This is a genomic window from Buttiauxella sp. WJP83, assembly GCF_027594725.1.
Classification (GTDB): Bacteria; Pseudomonadota; Gammaproteobacteria; order Enterobacterales; family Enterobacteriaceae; genus Buttiauxella; species Buttiauxella selenatireducens.
This window is the reverse complement of the sequence record NZ_CP110080.1, coordinates 3644240-3670346: the sequence shown is the minus strand read 5'-3', so window position 1 is coordinate 3670346 and position 26107 is coordinate 3644240. Positions and strand designations below refer to the sequence as shown.

The 26107-nt window shown below is 50.4% G+C and carries 24 protein-coding genes; 10 read left to right on the top strand and 14 right to left on the bottom strand.

The window, feature by feature from the left end; genetic code table 11:
- Positions 1 to 11 precede the first annotated feature (11 nt).
- Genes nusB through pgpA form a run of 3 tightly spaced genes read left to right on the top strand, consistent with a single transcriptional unit; the run spans position 12 to position 1955 of the window.
- Positions 12 to 431 (top strand): transcription antitermination factor NusB, encoded by a 420-nt coding sequence (gene nusB, locus OH773_RS16975; RefSeq protein WP_139878831.1) that lies wholly within the window; start codon positions 12 to 14, stop codon positions 429 to 431.
- Positions 432 to 484: 53 nt separating this feature from the next.
- On the top strand, positions 485 to 1462 hold the full coding sequence (thiL, locus tag OH773_RS16970) for a thiamine-phosphate kinase (RefSeq protein ID WP_270140274.1): 978 nt from the start codon (positions 485 to 487) through the stop codon (positions 1460 to 1462).
- Complete coding sequence (gene pgpA / locus OH773_RS16965; RefSeq protein ID WP_183271342.1) at positions 1449 to 1955, top strand: phosphatidylglycerophosphatase A; 507 nt, start codon at positions 1449 to 1451, stop codon at positions 1953 to 1955. Before thiL ends, pgpA begins: the two co-directional genes overlap by 14 nt.
- A 42-nt stretch (positions 1956 to 1997) precedes the next feature.
- Here the strand turns inward: pgpA and OH773_RS16960 are convergent, their stop codons facing one another.
- The 4 genes from OH773_RS16960 to xseB form a co-directional block, all read right to left on the bottom strand.
- Positions 1998 to 2972, bottom strand: coding sequence for an aldo/keto reductase (locus tag OH773_RS16960; RefSeq protein ID WP_270140271.1), 975 nt, complete (start codon positions 2970 to 2972; stop codon positions 1998 to 2000).
- A 55-nt stretch (positions 2973 to 3027) separates the two neighbouring features.
- Positions 3028 to 4890, bottom strand: coding sequence for a 1-deoxy-D-xylulose-5-phosphate synthase (gene dxs / locus OH773_RS16955; protein WP_270140269.1), 1863 nt, complete (start codon positions 4888 to 4890; stop codon positions 3028 to 3030).
- Positions 4891 to 4961: 71 nt separating this feature from the next.
- A complete protein-coding gene (gene ispA, locus OH773_RS16950; RefSeq protein WP_270140266.1) occupies positions 4962 to 5861 on the bottom strand; it encodes a (2E,6E)-farnesyl diphosphate synthase in 900 nt (299 codons plus the stop codon).
- Positions 5862 to 6104: an exodeoxyribonuclease VII small subunit gene (gene xseB, locus OH773_RS16945; RefSeq protein WP_270140264.1), complete on the bottom strand. Its 243-nt coding sequence runs from the start codon at positions 6102 to 6104 to the stop codon at positions 5862 to 5864. It abuts the gene before it with no gap.
- Positions 6105 to 6295: 191 nt separating this feature from the next.
- Here xseB and thiI point away from each other — a divergent pair, with 191 nt between their 5' ends.
- Complete coding sequence (gene thiI, locus OH773_RS16940) at positions 6296 to 7747, top strand: tRNA uracil 4-sulfurtransferase ThiI (protein ID WP_183271337.1); 1452 nt, start codon at positions 6296 to 6298, stop codon at positions 7745 to 7747.
- Between the two features lie 74 nt (positions 7748 to 7821).
- Here the strand turns inward: thiI and yajL are convergent, their stop codons facing one another.
- On the bottom strand, positions 7822 to 8415 hold the full coding sequence (gene yajL, locus OH773_RS16935; protein ID WP_270140261.1) for a protein deglycase YajL: 594 nt from the start codon (positions 8413 to 8415) through the stop codon (positions 7822 to 7824).
- On the bottom strand, positions 8375 to 9289 hold the full coding sequence (gene panE, locus OH773_RS16930; protein ID WP_270140259.1) for a 2-dehydropantoate 2-reductase: 915 nt from the start codon (positions 9287 to 9289) through the stop codon (positions 8375 to 8377). The genes yajL and panE overlap by 41 nt, the downstream gene beginning before the upstream one ends.
- A 139-nt stretch (positions 9290 to 9428) precedes the next feature.
- On the opposite strand from panE, the gene OH773_RS16925 reads away from it, so the two are divergent.
- The gene (locus OH773_RS16925) at positions 9429 to 9920 is read left to right on the top strand and encodes a YajQ family cyclic di-GMP-binding protein (RefSeq protein ID WP_064516617.1); all 492 of its coding nucleotides are present in this window, start codon (positions 9429 to 9431) and stop codon (positions 9918 to 9920) included.
- Between the two features lie 84 nt (positions 9921 to 10004).
- Here the strand turns inward: OH773_RS16925 and OH773_RS16920 are convergent, their stop codons facing one another.
- The 8 genes from OH773_RS16920 to OH773_RS16885 all read right to left on the bottom strand — a co-directional run bounded on the left by OH773_RS16920 (position 10005) and on the right by OH773_RS16885 (position 18890).
- Complete coding sequence (locus tag OH773_RS16920; RefSeq protein ID WP_270140253.1) at positions 10005 to 11375, bottom strand: MFS transporter; 1371 nt, start codon at positions 11373 to 11375, stop codon at positions 10005 to 10007.
- A 147-nt stretch (positions 11376 to 11522) separates the two neighbouring features.
- The gene (gene cyoE, locus OH773_RS16915; RefSeq protein WP_270140250.1) at positions 11523 to 12410 is read right to left on the bottom strand and encodes a heme o synthase; all 888 of its coding nucleotides are present in this window, start codon (positions 12408 to 12410) and stop codon (positions 11523 to 11525) included.
- 11 nt (positions 12411 to 12421) lie between these two features.
- A complete protein-coding gene (locus OH773_RS16910; protein WP_183271332.1) occupies positions 12422 to 12751 on the bottom strand; it encodes a cytochrome o ubiquinol oxidase subunit IV in 330 nt (109 codons plus the stop codon).
- Positions 12751 to 13365 carry a cytochrome o ubiquinol oxidase subunit III gene (locus OH773_RS16905; RefSeq protein ID WP_183271331.1) on the bottom strand — a complete coding sequence of 205 codons (615 nt, stop codon included), beginning with the start codon at positions 13363 to 13365 and terminating at the stop codon, positions 12751 to 12753. The genes OH773_RS16910 and OH773_RS16905 overlap by 1 nt, the downstream gene beginning before the upstream one ends.
- Complete coding sequence (gene cyoB / locus OH773_RS16900; RefSeq protein ID WP_270140248.1) at positions 13355 to 15346, bottom strand: cytochrome o ubiquinol oxidase subunit I; 1992 nt, start codon at positions 15344 to 15346, stop codon at positions 13355 to 13357. The genes OH773_RS16905 and cyoB overlap by 11 nt, the downstream gene beginning before the upstream one ends.
- Before the next feature lie 20 nt (positions 15347 to 15366).
- Positions 15367 to 16314, bottom strand: a complete 948-nt coding sequence (gene cyoA / locus OH773_RS16895; RefSeq protein ID WP_270140246.1) for a cytochrome o ubiquinol oxidase subunit II — start codon at positions 16312 to 16314, stop codon at positions 15367 to 15369.
- Between the two features lie 473 nt (positions 16315 to 16787).
- Entirely contained in the window at positions 16788 to 18263 is a 1476-nt protein-coding gene (gene ampG, locus OH773_RS16890; protein WP_270140242.1) for a muropeptide MFS transporter AmpG, read from the bottom strand.
- Between the two features lie 48 nt (positions 18264 to 18311).
- The gene (locus OH773_RS16885) at positions 18312 to 18890 is read right to left on the bottom strand and encodes a lipoprotein (RefSeq protein ID WP_183271327.1); all 579 of its coding nucleotides are present in this window, start codon (positions 18888 to 18890) and stop codon (positions 18312 to 18314) included.
- 305 nt (positions 18891 to 19195) lie between these two features.
- On the opposite strand from OH773_RS16885, the gene bolA reads away from it, so the two are divergent.
- From bolA to lon, 5 genes are all read left to right on the top strand, one after another.
- Entirely contained in the window at positions 19196 to 19513 is a 318-nt protein-coding gene (bolA, locus tag OH773_RS16880; RefSeq protein WP_270140239.1) for a transcriptional regulator BolA, read from the top strand.
- Between the two features lie 356 nt (positions 19514 to 19869).
- Entirely contained in the window at positions 19870 to 21168 is a 1299-nt protein-coding gene (gene tig, locus OH773_RS16875) for a trigger factor (RefSeq protein WP_270140237.1), read from the top strand.
- 321 nt (positions 21169 to 21489) lie between these two features.
- A complete protein-coding gene (clpP, locus tag OH773_RS16870; protein ID WP_034457992.1) occupies positions 21490 to 22113 on the top strand; it encodes an ATP-dependent Clp endopeptidase proteolytic subunit ClpP in 624 nt (207 codons plus the stop codon).
- Between the two features lie 131 nt (positions 22114 to 22244).
- The gene (gene clpX, locus OH773_RS16865) at positions 22245 to 23519 is read left to right on the top strand and encodes an ATP-dependent protease ATP-binding subunit ClpX (protein WP_270140234.1); all 1275 of its coding nucleotides are present in this window, start codon (positions 22245 to 22247) and stop codon (positions 23517 to 23519) included.
- A 197-nt stretch (positions 23520 to 23716) separates the two neighbouring features.
- Entirely contained in the window at positions 23717 to 26071 is a 2355-nt protein-coding gene (gene lon / locus OH773_RS16860) for an endopeptidase La (protein ID WP_270140232.1), read from the top strand.
- The last annotated feature ends 36 nt before the right edge of the window (positions 26072 to 26107 follow it).

Genomic DNA, 26107 nt, shown 5'->3' with positions numbered 1-26107 from the left:
AGGGGAAATCTGTGAAACCTGCTGCTCGTCGCCGTGCCCGTGAGTGTGCCGTTCAGGCGCTTTACTCCTGGCAGTTATCTCGAAATGACATCGCTGATGTCGAATACCAGTTCCTGGCGGAACAGGACGTCAAAGACGTTGACGTTAACTACTTCCGCGAACTGTTGGTCGGGGTGGCTACTAACAGCGCGTATCTGGATGGGCTGATGAAGCCTTACCTGTCTCGCCAACTCGAAGAGTTGGGGCAGGTAGAAAAAGCGGTTCTGCGTATCGCACTGTTTGAACTGTCTAAACGTGATGACGTGCCATACAAAGTGGCCATTAACGAAGCCATCGATCTTGCGAAAACCTTCGGTGCCGAAGACAGTCACAAGTTCGTGAATGGTGTACTTGATAAAGCTGCTCCGCAAATTCGTCCCCGCAAAAAGTAATCTCTTGGCCGGTTAATCCCGGCCTTTCTTTTTTAAACCCCGAGGCATAACGCATGGCATGCGGTGAGTTTTCCTTAATTGCCCGTTATTTTGATCGCGTAAGCAGTTCCCGCCGCGATGTGGAAACCGGAATTGGCGATGATTGTGCATTGCTGACGGTCGCCGAGAAGCAAACTCTTGCGATAAGCACCGATACACTGGTTTCGGGCATCCACTTTCTGCCGGATATTAACCCTCGCGATTTGGGCTACAAAGCTCTGGCGGTGAATTTAAGCGATTTGGCCGCGATGGGCGCAGACCCGGCCTGGCTGACGCTGGCTATTACCCTTCCTGAAGTCGATGAAAGCTGGCTTGCTGCCTTCAGCGATAGCCTGTTTGAACAACTCGACTATTATGATATGCAGCTGATTGGCGGCGACACTACGCGTGGGCCACTTTCCATGACGCTTGGCATTCATGGCCTGGTGCCGGTTGGTCGCGCGCTTAAACGCAGTGGTGCACGTATTGGTGACTGGATTTACGTCACGGGTACGCCTGGCGATAGCGCCGCGGGTTTGGCACTCTTACAAGACCGTTTAACCGTCAAAGATCCCGTGCAAGCGGACTATCTTAAGCAACGCCATTTGCGCCCAACCGCTCGGATTTTGCATGGCCAGGCGCTGCGCGATCTGGCGAGTAGTGCAATCGATCTTTCTGACGGGCTAATTTCTGATTTGGGTCATATCCTTAAAGCGAGTGAATGTGGCGCGCGCGTGGATCTTGATGCACTGCCATATTCTGACGCCATGAAAGCGAATGTCAGTGCCGAGCTTGCTCTGCAATGGGCGCTTTCTGGTGGCGAAGATTATGAATTGTGCTTTACCGTGCCAGAAATTAACCGTGGTGCGCTGGACGTGGCTATCGGCAATCTGGGCGTTCCGTTTACCTGTATCGGCCAGGTAGGACCTGCGTCTGAAGGGCTACAGTTCTTGCAAGATGGCAAACCGGTAACACTGGATTTAAAAGGATACGACCACTTTGCCTCGCACTAAAGATGTGGCTAAAAGCCGTCTAAAGCTCAGCAATCCGTGGCATTTGCTCGCAACCGGTTTTGGTAGCGGGTTAAGCCCGATTATGCCGGGCACTGCCGGGTCGCTCGCTGCGATCCCATTCTGGTATTTGATGACCCTGCTGCCGTGGCAACTCTACTCCATGGTGATTATGCTCGGCATTTGTATCGGGGTTTACCTCTGCCACCAGACCGCGCGCGATATGGGCGTTCATGACCACGGCAGTATTGTGTGGGATGAGTTTATCGGCATGTGGATAACCCTGATGGCGCTGCCCATCAATGACTGGCGCTGGGTTGCAGCAGGCTTTGTGATTTTCCGTATCTTCGATATATGGAAGCCGTGGCCAATCCGCTGGTTTGACCGCAACATTCACGGCGGTATGGGGATCATGGTGGATGATATCGTCGCGGGGGTTATTTCCGCGGGGGTTATTTATCTGATAGGCCACCACTGGCCGATTGGATTGTTTTGATGTGAAATGGGCGGGTAGTTCTCACTTACCCGCCCATTTAGACTATTTAAACCCGACTTTTTCATGCGGCTGATAAACCGCTTCCAGCTCGACAATCTCTTCAGGTTTCAGCGTTAAATCCACGGCTGCCAATAAATCATCCAGTTGATGTTCGCGAGAAACGCCAATAATTGGCGCGGCAATACCCGGCTTACTGAGTAACCATGCCAGCGCCACTTGCGCACGCGTAACGCCTTTATCTGCCGCAACATTCGCCAGTCGTTCTGCAATCAACGCATCGTTATCCTGGCTTCTATCGTACAGATTTTTACCGACTTCATCCGAGACTGAGCGTGCGGTGGTATCACCCCACGGGCGAGTCAGTTTGCCTCGGGCCAATGGGCTCCACGGGATCACCGCAATCCCTTGTTCGTAGCACAGCGGCAGCATATCGAGTTCTTCTTCACGATAGATCAGATTGTAGTGATCCTGCATGGTGACAAAACGCGCCCAGCCATGTTGATCCTGCAAAGCCAGCGCCTGAGCCAGCTGTGAACTGTGCATCGATGAAGCACCGATATACCGTGCTTTACCCGCTTTCACCACATCATTGAGCGCCTCGAGAGTCTCTTCAATTGGCGTGTTGTAATCCCAGCGGTGGATTTGCAACAGATCGACGTAATCAGTTCCCAGACGCTGCAGGCTGTCATCTATCGAACGTAAAATCTGCGCTCGTGACAGGCCTTCGGCTAAATCGCCGACCTGAAAGTAGACTTTGGTGGCGAGCACGGCATCTTCACGGCGCATGAAATCTTTCAGGGCACGCCCGACAATCTCTTCGCTGCTACCGTCGGAATAGCTATTGGCGGTATCAAAGAAATTAATGCCGTTATCAATGGCGTGTTTGATGATGAGGCGGCTACTTTCCTCGGGAAGCGTCCAGGCGTGATTGCCACGGTCTGGCTCACCATAGGTCATACAACCCAGGCAAAGGCGGGAAACCTTGAGGTCAGTTTTTCCTAACGTGTTGTATTGCATGGTTCCACTCCAGTTATGCAGGATACTTTAAGCATAGCAGGAGTGGAGGAGGGGATTATTTAAGCCAGGCGCGGATCCTTGATTCCATACCTTCAGCATTAAGGCCGATAGCCGCGCGGGCCTCATCCTGTGTACCTTGCGGGATAAAGAAATCAGGTAAACCGATATTCAGCACGGGAACCATTTTACGGTTCGCCATCAACACTTCATTGACACCGCTACCCGCGCCACCGATGACGGCATTTTCTTCGATGGTGACCAGTGATTCGTGGCTGGCTGCCAGCTCAAGAATCAGCGCTTCATCAAGCGGCTTCACAAAACGCATATCGACTAGCGTTGCATTGAGCGATTGTGCAACGGCTTCGGCTTCGGGCAGCAAAGTGCCGAAGTTCAGCAGGGCGATTTTTTCACCTTCGCGTTTTTTCAACCCTTTGCCGATCGGCAGTGATTCCAGCGGTTGCAACTCAGCGCCGGTGCCATTACCGCGCGGGTAACGCACGGCACATGGGCCTTCGTTATAGTGATAACCCGTGTGCAGCATCTGGCGACATTCGTTCTCATCGCTTGGCGTCATGATGACCATTTCTGGAATGCAGCGCAGGAAGGAGATGTCGAATGCGCCCTGGTGGGTTTGCCCGTCAGCACCGACTATCCCTGCCCGGTCAATGGCGAATAACACCGGCAACTTCTGGATAGCTACATCATGAATCACCTGATCATAAGCACGTTGCAGGAAGGTCGAGTAAATCGCGACAACCGGTTTGTAACCGCCAATCGCAAGACCTGCCGCAAAAGTCACGGCGTGCTGTTCTGCAATCGCGACATCAAAATATTGTGACGGATACTGGCGTGAAAACTCCACCATGCCCGAGCCTTCGCGCATTGCAGGCGTCACCGCCATCAGCTTGTCGTCTTTTGCTGCGGTTTCACATAACCAGTTGCCGAAGATTTTCGAATAGCTTGGCAGGCCACCGGCAGCTTTTGGCAGCGTGCCACTTTGCGGATCAAATTTTGGCACTGCATGGAAGCTGATCGGATCTTTTTCCGCAGGTGCATAACCACGACCTTTCTTGGTCATGATGTGCAGGAATTGCGGGCCATTCAGGTCACGCATATTTTTGAGCGTATTCACCAGGCCAATAACATCATGGCCATCAACCGGGCCAATGTAGTTAAAGCCCAGCTCTTCAAACAACGTACCCGGCACCACCATGCCTTTCAGGTGTTCTTCAGTGCGTTTCAACAGTTCTTTAATCGGCGGCACACCGGAGAAGACTTTCTTCCCGCCTTCGCGCAACGAAGAGTAAAGTTTGCCGGAAAGCAGCTGGGCGAGATGGTTGTTTAGCGCGCCGACGTTCTCGGAAATCGACATTTCGTTGTCGTTGAGAATCACCAGCATATTGGGGCGAATATCACCGGCATGGTTCATTGCTTCAAACGCCATCCCTGCGGTGATTGCGCCATCACCAATCACACAAACGGTGCGACGGTTTTTCCCTTCTTTTCCAGCAGCAACCGCGATACCAATACCCGCGCTGATTGAGGTGGAAGAGTGGCCCACGCTCAACACGTCATATTCGCTCTCAGCGCGCCATGGGAAGGGATGCAACCCGCCTTTCTGGCGGATAGTGCCAATTTTGTCACGACGGCCAGTAATGATTTTATGCGGATAAGCCTGATGACCGACATCCCAGATTAACTGGTCGAACGGAGTGTTATACACATAGTGAAGCGCTACGGTCATTTCCACCGTGCCAAGACCAGAGGCAAAGTGCCCGCTGGAACGGCTTACGCTATCGAGCAGGTAACGGCGCAGCTCGTCACACAGTTTCGGTAAGCTCTCTTTTGGCAACAGGCGTAACTCTGGAGCAGATTCCACCAGTGCGAGGGTCGGGTATTTGGCAATATCAAAACTCATTAGAAACTCATCGTGGTGTTTACCCTTCATCCTTCAAGCCTCTGCCTGAATGCCAAAGGGTAAGTTAATCATTATTTATCACGTTGGATTATATAGCTCGCTAACGCTTCCAGTGCGGTAGTGTCTAACGACTGGCGAGCAAGTCCTTCCAGCGCCCGGAGAGATTCCTGATAGAGATCCCATGCTTTGGTTTTGGCATTTTCCAGCCCAAGCAGTGCAGGGTAGGTACTTTTACCGAGTTGCTGATCGGCTCCCTGGCGTTTACCCAGTGTTGCGGTATCACCGATGACATCGAGAATGTCGTCCTGTACCTGGAATGCCAGGCCGATACTTTCAGCATAATGATCAAGCAATGGCAGGGCGTTACGGCCTGCATCACCTGCGCTCAATGCGCCCATACGAACAGCAGCACGAATTAACGCACCTGTTTTATGACGATGAATACGCTCAAGGCTTTGCAGATCGACATGCTTGCCTTCGGCTTCCAAATCCAACGCCTGGCCACCGCACATTCCGGCAACGCCACTGGCCGTTGCCAATTCTTTCACCATCGCGAGTCTGTCCGCAATCGCCACACCAGGCATTGGGGCATCACTGAGTATAGAAAACGCCAGCGTTTGTAGGGCGTCACCAGCTAAAATGGCGCTCGCTTCACCGAATTTGATGTGGCAAGTCGGTTGTCCGCGACGTAAATCGTCGTCATCCATGGCCGGTAAATCGTCATGGATCAATGAATAAGCGTGGATACACTCAATTGCCGCAGCTGGAGCATCCAGGGTTTCTTGCGCTATGCCGAACATTTCCCCGGTCGCGTAGACCAGGAAAGGGCGAAGTCTCTTGCCGCCAAATAGTGCGCCATAGTGCATTGCCTCAACCAGAGGAGTGTTCTGAAACGGCAGCGGCGCTAAAAAACGCAGCAGCGCATCGTTGGCCCGCTGGGCTTGGGCCTGCAACTGATGGTTAAAATCCATTTACTCGTTTTCCGCGGTAAAGGGCTTGAGTGGGGCGTCTTCGCTATCGTTTAGCAGGATTTGCACGCGTTGTTCCGCTTGTTGCAGTTTCACCTGACCCTGACGCGCAAGTTGCACACCACGTTCAAATTCATTTAACGCCTCTTCGAGTGCTAAATCGCCGCTCTCAAGACGAGTAACTATCTGCTCAAGCTCCACAAGTGCAGTTTCAAAGCTGGCCGTGACTTCGGTTTTTTTCGGCATAGTGAATGTCTGACTCTAATAATTTTTGCGACTCTGCCATGGTAGCGGAGTCATTTGTGTAACGCTATGGCTGACTGTTAGTGATATACTTTTGCGCCTCGGATGTAACGGCACACTCGCCGCTGCAATTCTTTAAGTCCTTCAGCCCGCATATTTCATTATGTATGGCTCACCAACAAATCATGAGCGCCATGAAGTTTATCATTAAATTGTTCCCGGAAATCACAATCAAGAGTCAATCTGTGCGCATACGCTTTATTAAGATGCTCACCGGGAACATTCGTAACGTTTTAAAACACTACGATGAAGAAGGTTTGGCGGTTCTCCGCCACTGGGACAACATCGAAGTTCGCGCCAAAGATGAAAACCAGCGTATCGCTATTCGTGAAGCGCTGACCCGTATTCCAGGTATTCACCATATTCTGGAAGTGGAAGATGTGCCGTTTACAGATTTGCACAATATCTTCGAACAGGCGCTGGAACTTTATCGCGAGCAACTCGAAGGCAAAACCTTCTGCGTGCGTGTGAAACGTCGTGGTAAGCATGAGTTCAGCTCTATCGAAGTTGAACGTTATGTTGGTGGCGGCCTGAATCAACATATTGAATCAGCTCGCGTAAAACTGACTAAACCAGATGTCACGGTTAATCTGGAAATCGAAAACGATCGCCTGCTGTTGGTTAAAGGTCGCTACGAAGGTATTGGTGGCTTCCCGATTGGCACGCAAGAAGATGTGCTGTCGCTGATTTCTGGTGGTTTTGACTCCGGCGTTTCCAGCTATATGCTCATGCGTCGTGGCTGTCGTGTGCATTATTGCTTCTTTAACCTCGGCGGTGCTGCGCACGAAATCGGCGTTAAACAAGTTGCGCATTATCTGTGGAACCGCTTTGGTAGCTCCCACCGTGTGCGTTTCGTGGCGATTAACTTCGAACCGGTTGTGGGTGAAATCCTCGAGAAAGTGGAAGACGGCCAGATGGGCGTGGTGCTGAAGCGTATGTTCGTGCGTGCCGCTTCCCGTGTTGCTGAACGCTACGGCGTGCAGGCGCTGGTGACGGGTGAAGCGCTGGGCCAGGTTTCGAGTCAGACGCTGACTAACCTGCGTTTAATCGACAACGTTTCCGATACGCTGATTCTGCGTCCGCTGATCTCTCACGATAAAGAGCACATCATCGATCTGGCGCGTGAAATTGGTACTGCTGATTTTGCGCGTACCATGCCGGAATACTGCGGCGTTATCTCTAAAAGCCCAACAGTGAAAGCGGTGAAGGCGAAGATTGAAGCGGAAGAAGCCAATTTTGACTTCTCTATTTTGGATCGCGTGATTGAAGAAGCGACCAACATCGACATCCGCGAAATCGCCAACCAGACCAAAGAAGTGGTGACGGAAGTTGAAACCGTTGACGCATTTGGCCCAAATGATGTGCTGCTGGATATTCGTTCTATCGATGAACAAGACGAGAAGCCATTCAAGCCAGAAGGTGTAGAAGTGGCTTCACTGCCGTTCTATAAGTTGAGCACCAAATTTGGCGATTTGGACCAGAGCAAAACCTATTTGCTGTGGTGCGATCGAGGTGTGATGAGCCGTTTGCAGGCGCTGTATCTGCGAGAGCAAGGCTTTGAGAACGTGAAGGTTTATCGCGCGTAACACCCTCATCCCAACCTTCTCCCTGAGGGTGAAGGAGAAAACCCGCTTCCTCTCCCGCCTGGGAGAGGGCGGTTTTAGTAATCCCGATAGCTGTAAATTCCCGCCGCCATCACCAGTTGTTGTGAAACCTCATGGGCTTTTTCACGGCTTACCAGTAAATCGATAATCTTCAGTGCAAAATCTATTGCCGTGCCTGGCCCCTGGCTGGTCAGCAGGTTGACGCGTGGATCCCAGACAATGCGTTTATCTTGCCATTGCGCTTCTGGGATTGTCTCTTTCAAGCCAGGAAATCCGGTCATGTTTGCGACCGGGAACAGCTCATGCGGAACTAATACCGTTCCGGCTACGGCACAAATGGCGGCGACAATGCGTCCTGATAAGTGAAACTGGCGTACGGTTTCAACCAGTAGCGGGCTATCGCGGAAACATTCCGCTCCTTTTAAACCGCCGGGAAGCACGATGATATCGAACTCACCGTCAGCCACTTCAACCAGCGGCGCATCCGCCAGCAGTTTTACCCCACGCGAGCAGGTAATGGTCAGATTACCGTCACTGGCAACGCTCGCAGTCGTGACGCTAATTCCGCCTCGCACCAAAAGATCAATGGTAGTAACCGCTTCTGTTTCTTCAGTTCCAGGAGCCAGGCAAACCAGTGCTCGAGCGCTCATACTCATTCTCCTTACGCTTTATCAGATCATACAAGCGGTTGTTCACCGGCACGCAAAGGCCATGAACGCGCGCGCGTTGCAGTAAATAACCGGTAATGTAATCAATCTCAGTGTGGCGTTGAACCCGCACGTCTTGCAGCATCGACGAGATGTTCTCGCCAGTGCTTTCGATCACTTCGCCAACATAAAAAAGCAGCGCTTCGGCAGAGGTGTGATGCCCTTCGCGCTCCATCACTATGGCGACTTCGTTGCAGATATCGCTCACTTCATCCTGATGATGGCGCAATTCACCATTCGGGCAATTGTAGAGCGCGGTGAGGGGGTTAATCACACAATTCACCGCGAGTTTCTTCCAGCTCGCCGCAAGGATGTTGTTGTGCCAGGCCATATCCGGCAGCGTGCGATGCAAAATATCGGCGAGATAGCTAAAATCGCTGCCCGCGGCATTACCAGGGCCAATGTGCGTAGTACCATTGGCGACGTGAATAATAATATTGCCATCGCGACGCGCCGCGTGGGTTGTGACGCCGGTTAAAAGTGGCTGGCGCAACGACTGCAACTCTTCAATGGTTCCCATACCATTATGCAGTAGCAGAATAGGGCAATGGGACGGAAGTTTGGTGGCCAGCGCTTTCACTGAGCCGGAAACCTGCCAGGCTTTTAATGTCACCAGTAATAAATCGCTGCTGGCGAGAAAGTCAGGATCGTTGGCGGTGAGCGTTTGATTGAACACGCTACCGTCGATTTCGACCACGTTGACATGACAAAAGGGCTGCGGGACTCGCAACCATCCTTGAACTTCATGTCCTTGCTTATAAAGCGATGCCAGCCAAAGTTGACCGAGCGCACCGCAACCTAGCACGGTGATTTTCATTTTGCCTCCCCATCTGCACAAAGCCGCAGATGTTTTTGCTTAAACTATATTATACAGGGCTCTCTCCTGCTTTAACGGGTTGTTTTGCTCGGCCCAGCAGGTATTATGCAACGCAACAAAAAGAGAGGGAGAAGAAAGCATGCCATCTTTTGACATCGTGTCTGAAATTGATATCCAGGAAGTGCGTAACGCGATTGAAAACGCGGAACGTGAGGTTGCAACTCGTTTTGACTTCCGTAATGTGCCGGCGACATTTGAACTGAATGAGAAAAATCAGTCCATTAAAGTGGCCAGCGAGTCTGATTTCCAGGTCAACCAACTGTTGGATATTCTTCGTGCCAAGCTGCTTAAGCGTGGTATCGAAGGGGCTTCAATTGATGTGCCAGAAGAGTTTGTGCACAGCGGTAAAACCTGGAGCGTTGAAGCTAAGCTCAAGCAGGGCATTGAATCGACTATCGCCAAGAAAATTGTGAAGCTGATTAAAGACAGCAAAACCAAAGTTCAGGTGCAGATTCAGGGCGAAGAACTGCGCGTAACCGGTAAATCCCGTGACGATTTACAGGCCGCAATGGCGTTGGTTCGTGGTGGGGATTTGGGACAACCGTTCCAGTTTAAAAACTTCCGCGACTGATTCTGTTACGCCCTCACCCCGACCCCGACCCTCTCCCCTAGGAGAGGGGGAAAGATTGTAGTTCCCTCTCCCTCAGGGAGAGGGCTAGGGTGAGGGTTGTTTCACCAACTGTTCAATCTCAAACCTGTTCGTCAGCTTGCTGTCTATCTTCACGTAAGCGCTGCGTTCCTGAGTAATAATATTCACTTCACTCACGCCAGCCTGAGTCAGTAGACGCTGCTTCAGTGTTTCGTCGTCGGCCACATCTTCAGGTAATTCAATCCGTAGACTTGCCACGTAAGGTGGTTCGGTCATGGTGCTGCTCACCAGTAACCACACCATCGCCAACAACGCACCGGCCAGGAACACGGTTTGCGAATCAAATAATCCATCAATCCACCCACCGAATGAACCGCCGATCGCCACACCTAAAAACTGGCTGGTGGAGTAAATTCCCATCGCCGTACCTTTGTAACCCGCAGGTGATTCTTTGCTGATAAGCGAGGGTAAAATGGCCTCCATCAGATTAAAGGCAAGAAAGAACAACTGCACACCTAACACCAGTTCCCAGAAGTGCGGACCGGAACCCCACAGCACAATTTCAGCAATCAGCAGTAGCGCAACGCAGCCCACAAATACGCGTTTCATGCGGCGTTTTACTTCGGCATAAATGATAAATGGCACCACGGAGACGAACGAAATGAGCATGGTACAAAGATAAACTTTCCAGTGCTCCGAAGCCGGAAAACCGGCTTGCTCAAGCTGACCTGGGAGGGCAACAAATGTCGACATCAGCATGATGTGCAGGCACATAATGCCGAAGTTCAGCTTCAGTAATTTAGGTTCTGCCAGCACTTTGCTAAAGCAGCCTTTCACCATGCCGGACTCGCGGTTTAACACATGGCTTTTGGTATTCGGAACCACCAACAGGGTGATCAAAATGCCGCAGCTTGCCAGAATCGCAATCATCCAGAACAGCGCATTTAACCCCAGACTGTGCGTAATGATTGGGCCAAGCACCATGGCGATGGCAAAGGTGACACCAAAGCTGACGCCGATAAATGCCATGGCTTTGGTACGATTTTGCTCGCGCGTTAAATCAGAAAGCAGCGCCATTACGGCGGCGGCAATCGCACCGGAACCTTGTAATGCACGGCCAAGAATCACGCCCCAAATCGACGTGGAAAGTGCCGCAATCACGCTGCCGAGGACAAAGATCAGTAAGCCACCCACAATAAGCGGTTTGCGGCCGATGCGGTCGGAAAGCAGGCCAAAGGGGATCTGGAAGATAGCCTGTGCCAGGCCATAAATTCCGATGGCGAGGCCAATCAGCGCTTCGCTCGCGCCCTGCAACGCCATGCCGTAAGTGGTAAGAACCGGCAGTACCATAAACATGCCGAGCATGCGCAGTGAAAATACCGAGCCTAAACCCCACGTCGCACGTAATTCGACGGGCGTCATTTTGTAATCGTTCATTACCACCTCAGATAAAAAGCCGGTCTTAGTGTAGTGCGTGGGCAGGGGAGGGTAAATGTCTAGTTATTGAAAAGATATTACATGAGGGAATGATTGATGAAACTAATAAAAAAGGGCACCGAAGTGCCCTTTCAAGAGGTTCACGACTTACCAGACGTAAGTCAGCAGATTATGTGAATCTGGCACCATGAAATCGACCGACATCATCACGCTGAGGGACGTGATCGCGACAATAGAAAAGACGAACAATTTGCGCGCCCAGACTTTGTCGTCTTCCACTTTATATCCCCGTAATGCCATGCCCAACCACCAGACGCTTACCGCAGCAGCCACCACCAGATATTTATATCCAGCGTAACCGCCAAGAGACAGCATCAGCGTTGCGACAGCAAACGCAATGATATACAGCGTGATGTGGTTCTTCGCGACCGAAATGCCTTTCACTACGGGCAGTACCGGGATGTTCGCTGCCTGGTAATCTTTAAAGCGGAAGATGGCAATCGCATAGGAGTGCGGCATCTGCCACAGGCTAAAGATAGCCAGCAGGATCAAAGCACCGGTATCAAACTCGCCGGTCACAGCACAGTAACCAATCACTGGTGGTGCTGCGCCCGAAAGGCTGCCAATCAGGGTGCCGTAGACAGATTTGCGTTTCATGTACAGGCTATAAACGCCGACATAAACCACAAAGCCCATCACGCCTAACCACATGGCGAGCGGATTAGCACCAAACCACAGCAGCATGAAGCCAGCAATACCCAACAAGGTGGCGTATACCAGCGAGGTTTTCGGCGCAATCAGGCCCTTGACCAGAACCCTGTTCTTGGTTCGCTCCATCTTGCGGTCGATGTCGCGGTCAATGAAGTTGTTGTAGACACAACCCGACGCCACGACCAACGACACCCCCACGAGGGTGGAGACGAACAGGGAATAATCAATGCTGCCCTTTGAGGCCAGTAAAAATCCCCCAATGACAGAAATTAAATTGCCGAAAATAATTCCTGGTTTCGTTACTTGCAGGTATTGCTTAATCATACACGCCGCTCTTAGTGAACCATCATGTTCTGGTTGAGGTTCCACATAATCCAGATAGAGCCGACCACCAGAATGGCAATTATCAGCGCGGTAAAGACAAAGGCTACCAGGTTCCAACGTTCCTCAGAAGAGGTGTTCATGTGCAGGAAGCACACCAGGTGAACCAGAATCTGTACCACGGCACTGACCAGTACCACGCCGAGAATCATGGCGTGGGAGGCAGTACCTGTCATCACCATCCAGAACGGGATTGCCGTCAGGATAATCGACAGGATAAAACCGGTCATATACGTTTTAACGCTACCGTGGTGGGCGCCTGCGTGTTCAGTTGAATGACTCATTACATCGCCCCCATCAGGTAAACAACAGAGAATACACAGATCCATACAACGTCCAGGAAGTGCCAGAACAAGCTCAGGCACATCAGGCGAGTACGGTTAGCGCTGGTCAAGCCGCGACGGTAAACATGGAACATCATCAGCGCCATCCAGACCAGACCAGAAGTTACGTGCAGACCGTGCGTACCGACCAGAGCAAAGAAGCCTGACAGGAAGCCGCTACGATCCGGGCCATAACCTTCAACAATCAGATGATGGAATTCATAGATTTCCATCCCGACGAAGCCCGCACCAAACAGGAAGGTCAGCGCCAGCCAGGAGATAACCTGGCTTTTGTTGCCTTTGTTCATGGCGATGATCGCCATGCCATAGGTGATGGAGCTGAACAACAGCAGGGCAGTTTCGACCAGCACAAACGGCAGTTCGAAAATGTCTTTCCCTGCCGGGCCGCCGGCAGTGCCGTTCACCAGAACGGCATAGGTAGCAAACAAGCAACAGAACAGAATGCAGTCGCTCATCAGGTAGATCCAGAAACCAAAGACTTTATTGGTTCCTGCATCGTGATGCCCATGCTCCGCGGCGTGGGCGTTAGCGTGAGTGAGAGTTTCAGTTGACATTTTTCAGCCCTGCTTTGGTAATTTCATCGAAATGCTGGTTTTCCAGTTTTTCGACTTCCGCAACCGGAACGTAGTAATCCACATCTTCGTCGAAGCTTTTTGCAATCCAGGTGATGATGATGCCGGCAAAGCCAACAATCGCCAGCCACCAGATGTGCCAGATCATCGCGAAACCAAACACGGTAGCGAATGCGGCAATGATGATGCCCGCAGCGCTGTTACGTGGCATATGAATCTCTTCATAATGCGTTGGCTGTTTGTACGCTTCACCTTTCTCTTTCATTTCCCAGAATGCATCACGCTCATGAACGTGTGGCAAGTGAGCAAAGTTGTAGAACGGAGGAGGGGAGGATGTTGCCCACTCCAGCGTACGGCCACCCCATGGGTCACCAGTCAGATCGCGGTTCTGCTCGCGGTCACGAATAGAAACGTAGAACTGAATCAGCTGCGACAGGATACCCAGTGCAATCAAGCCTGCGCCACAAGCTGCGATAACCAGCAGAGTGTGGAACTGTGGATCGATTTGCTGGCTCAGACGACGGGTCATACCCATGAAGCCCAGCACGTACAGCGGCATAAACGCCACGAAGAAGCCGATAATCCAGAACCAGAAGGCGCGTTTGCCCCAGGTTTCGTTCAGCGTGAAGCCGAATGCTTTTGGCCACCAGTAAGTCAGACCTGCGAAGCAACCGAATACCACACCACCGATAATAACGTTATGGAAGTGAGCAATCAGGAACAGACTGTTGTGCAGTACGAAGTCAGCACCCGGAACCGCTAACAGAACACCGGTCATGCCACCGATAGAGAAGGTGACGACGAAGCCAATGGTCCAAAGCATCGCGGAGTTGAATACGATACGGCCCTGGTACATGGTGAACAGCCAGTTGAAGATCTTCACCCCTGTCGGGATGGCGATAATCATGGTGGCAATACCAAAGAAGGCGTTGACGTTCGCGCCGCTGCCCATGGTGAAGAAGTGGTGCAGCCAAACGATGAACGACAGTACGGTAATCGCGATGGTCGCCCACACCAGTGAGGTGTAACCGAACAGACGTTTTTTCGAGAATGTCGCAACCACTTCTGAGAACACACCAAACACCGGCAGCACCAGAATGTAAACTTCTGGATGGCCCCATGCCCAGATGAGGTTGATATACATCATCATGTTGCCACCCATATCATTGGTAAAGAAATGGGTGCCAAGGTAGCGGTCAAGGGTTAACAATGCGACGGTCACGGTAAAGATAGGGAATGCCGCGATAATCAGTACGTTGGTACACAACGAAGCCCAGGTAAATACTGGCATTTTGAACATCGTCATGCCAGGTGTACGCATATTCAGGATAGTAACGAAGAAGTTAATACCTGTTAATGTCGTACCGATACCCGAGAGCTGCAGAGCCCATATCCAGTAGTCGACGCCGACCCCCGGACTGTACTCTATGCCCGATAGCGGCGGATATGCCACCCAACCGGTCTGCGCGAATTCACCCACCCCAAGGGACAGGTTAACCAGCACCACACCGACAACAGTGAACCAGAAGCTCAGGTTGTTCAGGAATGGGAAGGCAACGTCACGCGCACCAATCTGCAACGGCACGACAACGTTCATCAGGCCGATAACAAATGGCATCGCCACGAAGAAGATCATGATTACGCCGTGGGCGGTAAAGATCTGGTCGTAGTGATGAGGTGGCAAGAAGCCTGCTTCTCCAGCGGAAGCCAGAACTTGCTGGCTACGCATCATAATGGCGTCGGCAAAGCCACGCAGCAGCATGATTATCGCAACAATCACGTACATTATGCCGAGGCGTTTGTGGTCAACCGAGGTGAACCACTCTTTCCATAAATATTCCCACTTACCGAAGTAAGTGATAGCTGCAACTAGCGCCAGTCCTCCGACGATAATCGCGGCCACCGTAACCATGACAATGGGTTCATGGAATGGGACTGCATCCAGTGTAAGTTTTCCGAACATCGTATTATTCCTCGGCCCCTTTAGTGAGAGGTTTGGGCGTTACTCATGTCCATGCCTTCCATTCCTTCGTGCGCTGCGTGCTCGCCTTCAGGTTGGGTCATGTCCATGCTCTTCCCGTGCTCCATGAATTTGTTAATCACGTCTTTAAACAAATCAGGTTTAACAGCGGAGAAGTATTCGACTTTGTTGTATTCGCTTGGTGCTGCAAGCTTCTCGTAAGTTGCCATGTCATTCATGACTTCCGGAGATTGTTTCGCTTTAGCGACCCATTGGTTAAAGGTGTCCATATCCGGCGTGGCGATAGCCTTGAACTTCATACCGGAGAAACCTTTACCGCTGTAGTTAGACGAAATACCGTCGTAGGTGCCTGCTTCATCTGCAATCAGGTGCAATTTGGTCTGCATACCTGCCATTGCGTAGATCTGGCTACCCAGTCGTGGAATAAAGAAGGAGTTCATCACCGAGTTAGAGGTGATTTTGAATTCCACCGGCGTGTTGGCTGGGAAGGCAATTTCATTCACCGTAGCAATACCTTGCTCCGGGTAGATGAAGAACCATTTCCAGTCCATAGCGATAACTTCGATGGTCACCGGTTTCGCATCGTGAACCAGCGGTTTGCTTGGCTCTAATGCGTGAGTGGTTTTCCAGGTTAGTACCGCGAGGAAGATAACGATAAGGATAGGAATCGTCCAAACCACAGCTTCAACTTTGTTCGAGTGCGACCAGTTGGGGCTGTATTTGGCGTTTGTGTTTGAAGCACGATACTTCCAGGCAAAACCGATCGCCATTGCGATAGCGGGGATAACGACTATCAACATCAGCCCGATTGCTGTCAGTATCAGAGAACGTTGTTCCAGTCCGATTTGTCCTTTGGGATCTAGCAGCGCAGAATCACAGCCACTGAGTAAAAGTGTGCCTGCAATTAATGACAACCATCCCAAACTTTTATTGTATTTCCTGAGTCTCATTTAACGACCTCAATTCCAGGGAGCTCTATTGTCGTTTAAAGTGTGAAGGCATTTTACGGGAAGGTTACATTACTGTAAACATGAATGGCATGGTGTCAGTGTGGTGTTACCAGGTTCTGCCGACAATGTCACATAGAATGCAACAAACTGTAAAATATCGAGATAGCCCGCATGCTGTCTGGGTTATAACGAAAACCTGCCTTGTCGTAAATAGTACAGGTTAATTGGTATAACCAATCATTTTAATAAACATAATTTTAACAAATTAGCATCAATTGATAAACGAAATGATCTACAAAATAATTTAGGCAAAAGCTGAATCGGTTAAATGCAGGGTGAAAATAATTTCCCTGCTAATAATCTAAAAAAGAGTCTTGCTTTCGATAAATAATTCAGCCTGGAGAAGGGTGTTTATTAATTAATCAATATAGTCACGCTGCGCAACTTATTATTTCTGGAATAAATCAGAGCGTTTACATTAAAGCTGTTTTACGTAATGCCAGATAATCCAGCACCCCGCCAAACACGATGCCGCCGATAGCAAGCAACGCTCCCCATTCCAGGAACTGAATGTTAAACGCCCAGTTTGTCAGACCCGTCGAATTGGTAATCAGCACCACAAGCCAGACGGCCAAAAGCGCACAACCCAGCATTAAGGCACGAAGAGCGATGCGATAGGCTGACGAAAACTCGCTCCGCGGTATGAAGCTATCGTTATTCTGGGTGTATTCCAGCGTCGTTTTGCACACCAGTAATAACAAGATCCCCGGAACGGCAGCCACAACTGAGAATAAGTAAAACGTCGGCCAACCCTGGGCTTCGACAAACCAACCGGCTATCGGCCCCACATAAACACGCCCTACCGCTGACAGGGCAGAAAGCAATGCAAATTGAGTCGCAGAAAACGATTTATTACACAGCGTCATCAGTAGTGCGACAAAGGCTGCCGTGCCCATACCGCCACAAAGATTCTCAAAGAAAACCGCTGTTGCCATGCTAATCATATGCTTATCGGTAATCGAGAGGATCCAGTAACCGGCATTGGATACCCCCTGCAAAATGCCAAATATCAGTAATGCGCGAAACAGCGAAAGGCGCTGCATTAAAATACCGCCATAGAGGGCACCAATAATGGTGGCAATCAGACCCAGCGTTTTATTCACCATACCGACTTCACCGGCGTCAAAACCCACACCGCGAATCAGGAATGTCGTCGTTAAACTCATGGCGAACGCATCGCCAAGCTTATACATCACAATCAGCAGCAGAATCAGCCATGCATTGTTGCGGCCAAAGAAATCACGCAACGGGGCGACCACCGCTTGTTCCAGACTTCGGGGAACGGGGATCGCGTCTGTGGGTTCCGGGGCGAGTAAAGTGGCGATAATACAAGGCAGCATCAGTGCCGCCATCAGCCAGTACATGCCTTGCCAGCCAAGGTATCTGTCCGCAAGCCAAAGTGCTAAACCGCCTGAGACCAGCATCGCCAGACGATAACCCAACACGCTGATGGCTGCCCCCGTGCCACGCTCTTCGGCTGGGAGAACATCCGTTTTCCAGGCATCGAAAACGATATCTTGCGAGGCAGAGCAGAAAGCAATAATCACCGCCAGCGCCGCCATCCAACGCAACTGCGAACCGGGTTCCAGGAACCCCATTCCGGCAATCGCAATAAGAAGCAGAACCTGCGTAATAAGCAGCCAACCACGACGCCGGCCCAGCAACGGTGGCGTATACCTGTCCATCACTGGCGACCACAGGAACTTAAACACATAGGCTTGCCCAACGAGCGAGAAGAAACCAATGGTTTTAAGATCGATATTCTCAACCGTCATCCATGCCTGAAGTGTGCCGGATGTGAGGGCGAGAGGGAGGCCAGAAGCAAAGCCTAAAATCAAAAGGATGGCTGATTTTGGCTGCTGAAAAAGACGAAGATAATGGTTGGGCATACTTTGCTCTAAAACCAGCCCGCATGATGCGGGCTGGTGAGGTATTAATTAACGAGCGTTCTGCTTAATAAAATCATGAACGCTGGTGTCCTGGGCCATATCAGCAATAGTATCAGTCAATACAGAGTTTACTGCATTGGCGATATTCTTGTTGGTGGCCTGGAACGCACCTTCTACGTTGTAGTTAGAACGGTAGTTTTTGGTCATCTTTGTGCCATTTTTGGCCGTCGCAATAATCACGATATCGGCTTTAGTGGCGATGTTGTATCGCACGCTGCCCTGAGAAACGTCTGCATACAGCTGGTTTACGATGATTTGTAAGTCTACCGGGCTATTAGGCCCAATCATGTAACCACGGGCAGTCATCTGTTTTTCCAGAACTTCTTGCAGCAGGAAACGCAGATCACGAGATGGGGTCAGTGTAACCAATTGGTTATCACGAGTGACTTTTGCCAGAGCCTGGTCTTTGCGTTGATCCGCACCGTTGATGCTCACAGTTACGCCCATCAGGCTTGGATCTTGCTGTGGCAGGCTGATAGTTGGTGAAACATCAATTGTGGTTGGAGGTGTTGCACAGCTGGCCAGCATAAAAATGGCAACCAACGGGAATAATAATTTTTTTAACATGTTCGCTATCTCAATGTACTCAAGGGGCAGGCAGATAAAAAATCACGCCATCATAACACTGCATGTGCCCAGTGGAAGCAGTTAACGCACGTAATTTCATCGCGTTGCGCTTTTTCTGAGCGGTTGCAAAGCTATCTGACCATTTTACCCATGATTAGTGCCGTAATCACATTAAGCTACAGGGGCTTGGGGAAGGAAATCGGACGAAAGCTAAATAATTGTTGAAATTCCGTTATTAAAACGGCTAAAAGCGGCTAACATTTAAAGGGATGAGTGGCATCTCTACGCAGTTGAGGAGAAAGTTCATGATGATGCGCGAGCAAATAGAATCAAAATTAAGGGCAGCGTTTGAACCCGTGTTTCTGGAAGTCGCGGATGAAAGCTATCGTCACAATGTCCCGGCGGGTTCAGAGAGCCATTTCAAAGTGGTTTTGGTCAGTGACCGTTTCGCGGGCGAGCGTTTCTTAAATCGCCATCGAATGATTTACGGAACATTAAGTGCTGAACTCTCTACCACCGTTCATGCTTTAGCTCTGCACACCTACACAATTAAAGAATGGGAAGGTTTGCACGATACTGTTTTAGCCTCTCCACCTTGCCGTGGAGCAGGATCAATCGCCTGAAGTTAACCTTCAGGCTTGCAACTTAGGGAACTTTTCCTTTATGTTGCGGTATATGAATCGTGTTTTACGAAACGGCCTGCGGGCCGTTTTGTTTTGTCTTAAATCGCCCTTGTTGTTCCAGGGTTTGGACAATAAATCCAAAAGAACTGTGAAAAGGTCCGCAGCAACACTGTGTTGCCGTTCTCGACTCACCTTGGTGATGCCGCTATAATGCTGCGTCTTATTTTTCGGAATGTCTTCGGGACGATTCTGACGACAGGGAATGTGATTCTGATTCAGAAGGCATCCCGGTTCTGTGGAGCACAAATCAGCGCTTCCAGAGTTGACCGAGCACTGTGATTTTTTGAGGTAACAAGATGCAAGTTTCAGTTGAAACCACTCAGGGCCTTGGCCGCCGTCTCACGATTACTATCGCTGCAGACAGCATCGAAACCGCTGTAAAAAGCGAGCTGGTCAACGTGGCAAAGAAAGCCCGTATCGACGGTTTCCGTAAAGGAAAAGTGCCGATGACTGTTATCGCACAACGCTATGGCGCTTCTGTTCGCCAGGACGTGTTGGGCGAACTGATGAGCCGTAACTTCGTTGACGCGATCATCAAGGAAAAAATCAATCCAGCTGGCGCACCGAACTACGTTCCAGGCGAATACAAACTGGGCGAAGACTTCACCTATGCGGTTGAGTTTGAAGTGTACCCAGAAGTTGAGCTGCAAGGTCTGGAAGCAATCGAAGTAGAAAAACCGGTTGTTGAAGTGACTGACGAAGACGTTGACGCAATGCTGGACACCCTGCGTAAGCAACAGGCGACCTGGAAAGATTCAGACGCTGCTGCAACTGCAGAAGACCGCGTAACCATCGACTTCACTGGTTCTGTAGACGGCGAAGTATTCGAAGGCGGCAAAGCGTCTGACTTCGTGCTGGCAATGGGCCAGGGTCGTATGATCCCAGGCTTCGAAGAAGGTCTGGTTGGTCATAAAGCTGGCGAAGAATTCACTATCGAAGTGACCTTCCCAGAAGATTACCACGCTGAAAACCTGAAAGGTAAAGCGGCTAAGTTCGACATCGTTCTGAAGAAAGTTGAAGAGCGCGAACTGCCAGAATTTACTGAAGAATTCATCAAACGTTTCGGCGTTGCTGATGGTTCCGTTGCAGGCCTGCGTACCGAAGTGCGTAAAAACATGGATCGTGAGCTGAAAGGCGCAGTGCGTAACCGCATCAAGTCTCAAGCCATCGACGGTCTGGTTAATGCGAACAACATCGACGTACCAGCTGCACTGATCGACGGCGAAATCGACGTTCTGCGTCGCCAGGCTGCGCAGCGTTTCGGTGGCAACGAGAAACAAGCGTTGGAACTGCCACGTGAGTTGTTCGAAGAACAAGCTAAGCGTCGTGTTGTTGTTGGCCTGCTGTTGGGTGAAGTGATTCGTACCCACGAGCTGAAAGCTGACGAAGAACGCGTTAAAGGTCTGATCGAAGAAATGGCTTCTGCCTACGAAGATCCGACTGAAGTTGTTGAGTTCTACGGCAAAAACAAAGAACTGATGGACAACATGCGTAATGTTGCTCTGGAAGAACAAGCTGTTGAAGCAGTACTGTCTAAAGCGAAAGTGTCTGAAAAAGCCACTACCTTTAGCGAACTGATGAACCAACAAGCGTAAGCATAATTTTTGGCATCATCGCCAAAATATTGCTGCATCAAGCCCGTCACCCACAGGTGGCGGGCTTTTTTTATCAGTGACTCCCTGAAAACCCATCAATAAAACGCAGTTTCAGGGTTAGCGTAACAAGAAAAGGTTGTTATGCTTGAAACAGGGTAAGCTCATCCCCATAAATACGGGTATGGCTAAAAATTAGGATCCCTGACTGATAATCCGTCCAATTAAGGTTGCGAGGCGAGCAAGGAGCGTAGTCTTCTTTTTGCGTCTCAAGTAGAATCAGTGCATCAGGTATCGAAGGCTTAATTATTCCAGGAGACGGAAATGTCATACAGTGGCGAAAGAGATCAATTTGCACCCCATATGGCCCTGGTGCCGATGGTTGTTGAACAGACATCGCGTGGCGAGCGTTCATACGATATCTATTCCCGTCTGCTCAAGGAACGTGTCATCTTTATGACAGGCCAGGTCGAAGACCATATGGCTAACCTGATTGTGGCGCAGATGCTGTTTCTGGAAGCAGAAAACCCAGAAAAAGACATCTATCTCTACATCAACTCACCAGGCGGCGTGATTACTGCCGGTATGTCTATCTACGATACGATGCAATTTATTAAACCAGATGTCAGCACTATCTGTATGGGACAAGCCTGTTCTATGGGCGCTTTCCTGCTGACCGCTGGGGCTAAAGGTAAGCGTTTCTGTTTGCCGAACTCACGCGTGATGATTCACCAGCCGCTGGGTGGCTATCAGGGACAAGCAACGGATATCGAAATCCATGCGCGCGAAATTCTGAAAGTGAAAGCTCGTATGAACGAACTCATGGCGCAACATACTGGTAAGTCTCTGGAAGAAATCGAAAGAGACACCGAGCGTGACCGTTTCCTCGCTGCAAGCGAGGCGGTAGAGTACGGATTAGTTGACTCAATCCTGACTCACCGTAGCTAACGCCCGAAAACAGTGAGCCGTATACTATAGTTGAAGTAGCGGCTCCTGGCGCGCTTACGATTGGCTGCGCCGTAGAATGGCACTTGTGCCGGACTTGTACGGTGCAAAGAAACAGAAAAGAGGTTTTACCGATGACAGATAAGCGCAAAGACGGTTCAGGCAAATTACTGTACTGCTCTTTTTGCGGCAAAAGCCAGCATGAAGTGCGTAAACTGATTGCCGGGCCGTCAGTGTATATCTGCGATGAGTGTGTCGATTTATGTAACGACATTATTCGCGAAGAGATCAAAGAAGTCGCGCCGCATCGCGAACGTAGCGCGCTGCCGACTCCGCATGAAATCCGTCACCATCTCGATGATTACGTCATCGGTCAGGAACAGGCTAAAAAAGTCCTGGCGGTTGCGGTTTACAACCATTACAAACGCCTGCGTAACGGCGACAGCAGCAACGGAATCGAACTGGGCAAAAGTAACATTCTGCTCATCGGGCCGACGGGTAGCGGTAAAACACTGCTGGCTGAAACCCTGGCACGTTTGCTGGATGTTCCTTTCACCATGGCAGATGCAACAACGTTAACCGAAGCGGGTTACGTGGGTGAAGACGTAGAAAACATCATCCAGAAACTGCTGCAAAAATGTGATTACGATGTGCAGAAAGCACAGCGCGGTATCGTGTACATCGATGAGATCGACAAAATCTCCCGCAAATCTGATAACCCGTCCATCACCCGTGATGTGTCTGGTGAAGGTGTGCAGCAGGCGTTGCTGAAACTTATCGAAGGTACTGTTGCAGCGGTTCCACCTCAGGGTGGTCGTAAGCATCCACAGCAAGAGTTTTTGCAGGTTGATACCTCTAAGATTCTGTTTATCTGTGGCGGCGCATTTGCAGGCCTCGATAAAGTTATCGCAAACCGAGTTGAAACCGGTTCGGGTATCGGCTTTGGTGCGACAGTAAAAGGCAAATCTCAGAAAGCCACCGAAGGGCAGTTATTAGGCCAGGTTGAGCCAGAAGATTTGATCAAATTTGGTCTGATCCCTGAGTTCATCGGTCGTCTGCCAGTCGTTGCTACGTTGACTGAACTGAGTGAAGAAGCGCTGATTCAAATCCTGAAAGAGCCGAAAAACGCCCTGACCAAGCAATATCAGGCGTTGTTCAATCTGGAAGGCGTGGATCTGGAATTCCGCGACGAAGCACTGGATGCTATTGCTAAGAAAGCAATGGCACGCAAAACCGGCGCTCGTGGTCTGCGTTCCATCGTTGAAGGCGCTCTGCTGGACACCATGTACGACCTTCCATCAATGGAAGATGTCGAGAAAGTGGTGATTGACGAATCCGTTATCGACGGTCAAAGCAAGCCATTATTAATTTATGGTAAACCGGAAGCACAACAAGCATCCGGTGAATAATTCGCCAAAATAACCAGTCAGTTAGTATAAAAAGGGGGATTTATATCCCCCTTTTGCTTTTCCTTCATTCCTGGCATTGAATGCACTGGAAACATCCCCATATACTGACTTACTTGTTGGTGATGCCAGATACCCGTGAGGTATTAAGCAGAGAGCATCCCCCATCACCAGGCGGACCTTAACTAAGAGAGAGCTCTATGAATCCTGAGCGTTCTGAACGCATTGAAATCCCCGTATTGCCGTTGCGCGATGTGGTGGTTTATCCGCACATGGTAATTCCACTGTTTGTCGGGCGAGAAAAATCCATTCGTTGCCTGGAAGCGGCCATGGATCATGATAAAAAAATCATGCTGGTGGCGCAGAAAGAAGCCTCGACAGATGAGCCAGGTGTAAATGACCTGTTCTCAGTGGGTACCGTCGCATCCATCCTGCAAATGCTGAAACTGCCAGACGGCACCGTTAAAGTGCTGGTTGAAGGGTTACAGCGTGCGCGTATTACCACGCTTTCTGACAACGGTGACCATTTCTCAGCTCAGGCTGAGTACCTGAATTCGCCAGCTATCGAAGAGCGCGAACAGGAAGTGCTGGTGCGCACCGCGATTAATCAGTTTGAAGGCTATATCAAACTGAACAAAAAAATCCCGCCAGAAGTGCTGACATCGCTGAACAGCATTGACGATCCTGCTCGTCTGGCAGACACCATCGCTGCACATATGCCATTGAAACTGACTGACAAACAGTCCGTTCTCGAGATGTCCGATATTAACGAACGTCTTGAATATCTGATGGCAATGATGGAGTCAGAAATCGATCTGTTGCAGGTTGAGAAACGTATTCGCAACCGCGTCAAAAAGCAGATGGAAAAAAGCCAGCGTGAGTACTATCTGAATGAGCAAATGAAAGCGATTCAGAAAGAACTCGGCGAAATGGACGATGCTCCAGACGAAAACGAAGCGCTAAAACGCAAAATCGACGCGGCTAAAATGCCGAAAGAAGCGCGTGAAAAAACCGAAGCGGAACTGCAAAAACTGAAAATGATGTCTCCAATGTCTGCGGAAGCAACCGTGGTTCGTGGTTACATCGATTGGATGGTGCAGGTGCCGTGGAATGCGCGCAGCAAAGTGAAAAAAGATCTGCGTCAGGCGCAGGAAGTCCTCGATACCGATCATTACGGCCTTGAGCGCGTGAAAGATCGTATCCTGGAATATCTCGCAGTCCAGAGCCGCGTCAACAAGCTCAAAGGGCCAATTCTGTGCCTGGTTGGGCCTCCAGGTGTAGGTAAAACCTCACTGGGTCAGTCCATCGCTAAAGCGACAGGGCGTAAATACGTGCGTATGGCGCTGGGCGGGGTGCGTGACGAAGCGGAAATTCGTGGTCACCGTCGTACTTATATCGGTTCCATGCCGGGAAAATTGATTCAGAAGATGGCGAAAGTGGGCGTTAAAAACCCATTATTCCTGTTGGATGAAATCGATAAAATGTCCTCAGACATGCGTGGCGATCCGGCATCAGCCCTTCTGGAAGTGCTTGATCCAGAACAGAACGTGGCGTTCAACGACCACTATCTGGAAGTGGATTACGATCTGAGCGACGTCATGTTCGTCGCAACGTCTAACTCCATGAACATTCCAGCTCCGCTGTTGGATCGTATGGAAGTGATTCGTCTGTCCGGTTACACCGAAGACGAAAAGCTGAACATTGCTAAACAGCACCTGCTGACGAAGCAAATTGAACGTAACGCATTGAAGAAAGGCGAAATCACGGTTCACGATAGTGCTATTACTGGCATCATTCGTTACTACACTCGTGAAGCGGGTGTCCGTAGCCTGGAACGTGAAATCTCCAAACTGTGCCGTAAAGCGGTTAAACAACTGCTGTTGGACAAAACGCTGAAACATATCGAAATCGACGGCGATAACCTGAAAGATTTCCTTGGTGTGCAGCGCTTTGATTATGGCCGTGCAGACAGCGAAAACCGTGTAGGGCAAGTCACAGGCCTTGCGTGGACTGAAGTAGGTGGTGATTTACTGACCATCGAAACCGCTTGTGTGCCGGGCAAAGGCAAGCTGACTTACACCGGCTCTTTGGGTGAGGTTATGCAGGAGTCTATCCAGGCCGCGTTGACTGTGGTGCGCGCGCGTGCCGAGAAATTGGGCATTAATGCTGATTTCTACGAAAAACGTGACATCCACGTTCACGTACCAGAAGGTGCAACACCGAAAGACGGCCCAAGTGCGGGTATTGCGATGTGTACCGCGTTGGTCTCTTGCCTGACAGGTAACCCTGTTCGTGCAGATGTCGCGATGACCGGTGAAATCACGTTACGTGGTCAGGTGTTACCAATCGGTGGTTTGAAAGAAAAACTACTGGCTGCACACCGTGGTGGTATCAAAACTGTTCTGATTCCGGATGAAAATAAACGTGATCTGGAAGAGATTCCTGACAATGTTATCGCCGACCTGGATATCCATCCGGTGAAGCGCATCGAGGAAGTTTTGGCTCTTGCATTGCAGAACGAACCCTACGGAATGCAGGTTGTAACTGCAAAATAGTGACCTGACGCATATTCGGTCAATAAAATCAGAGCT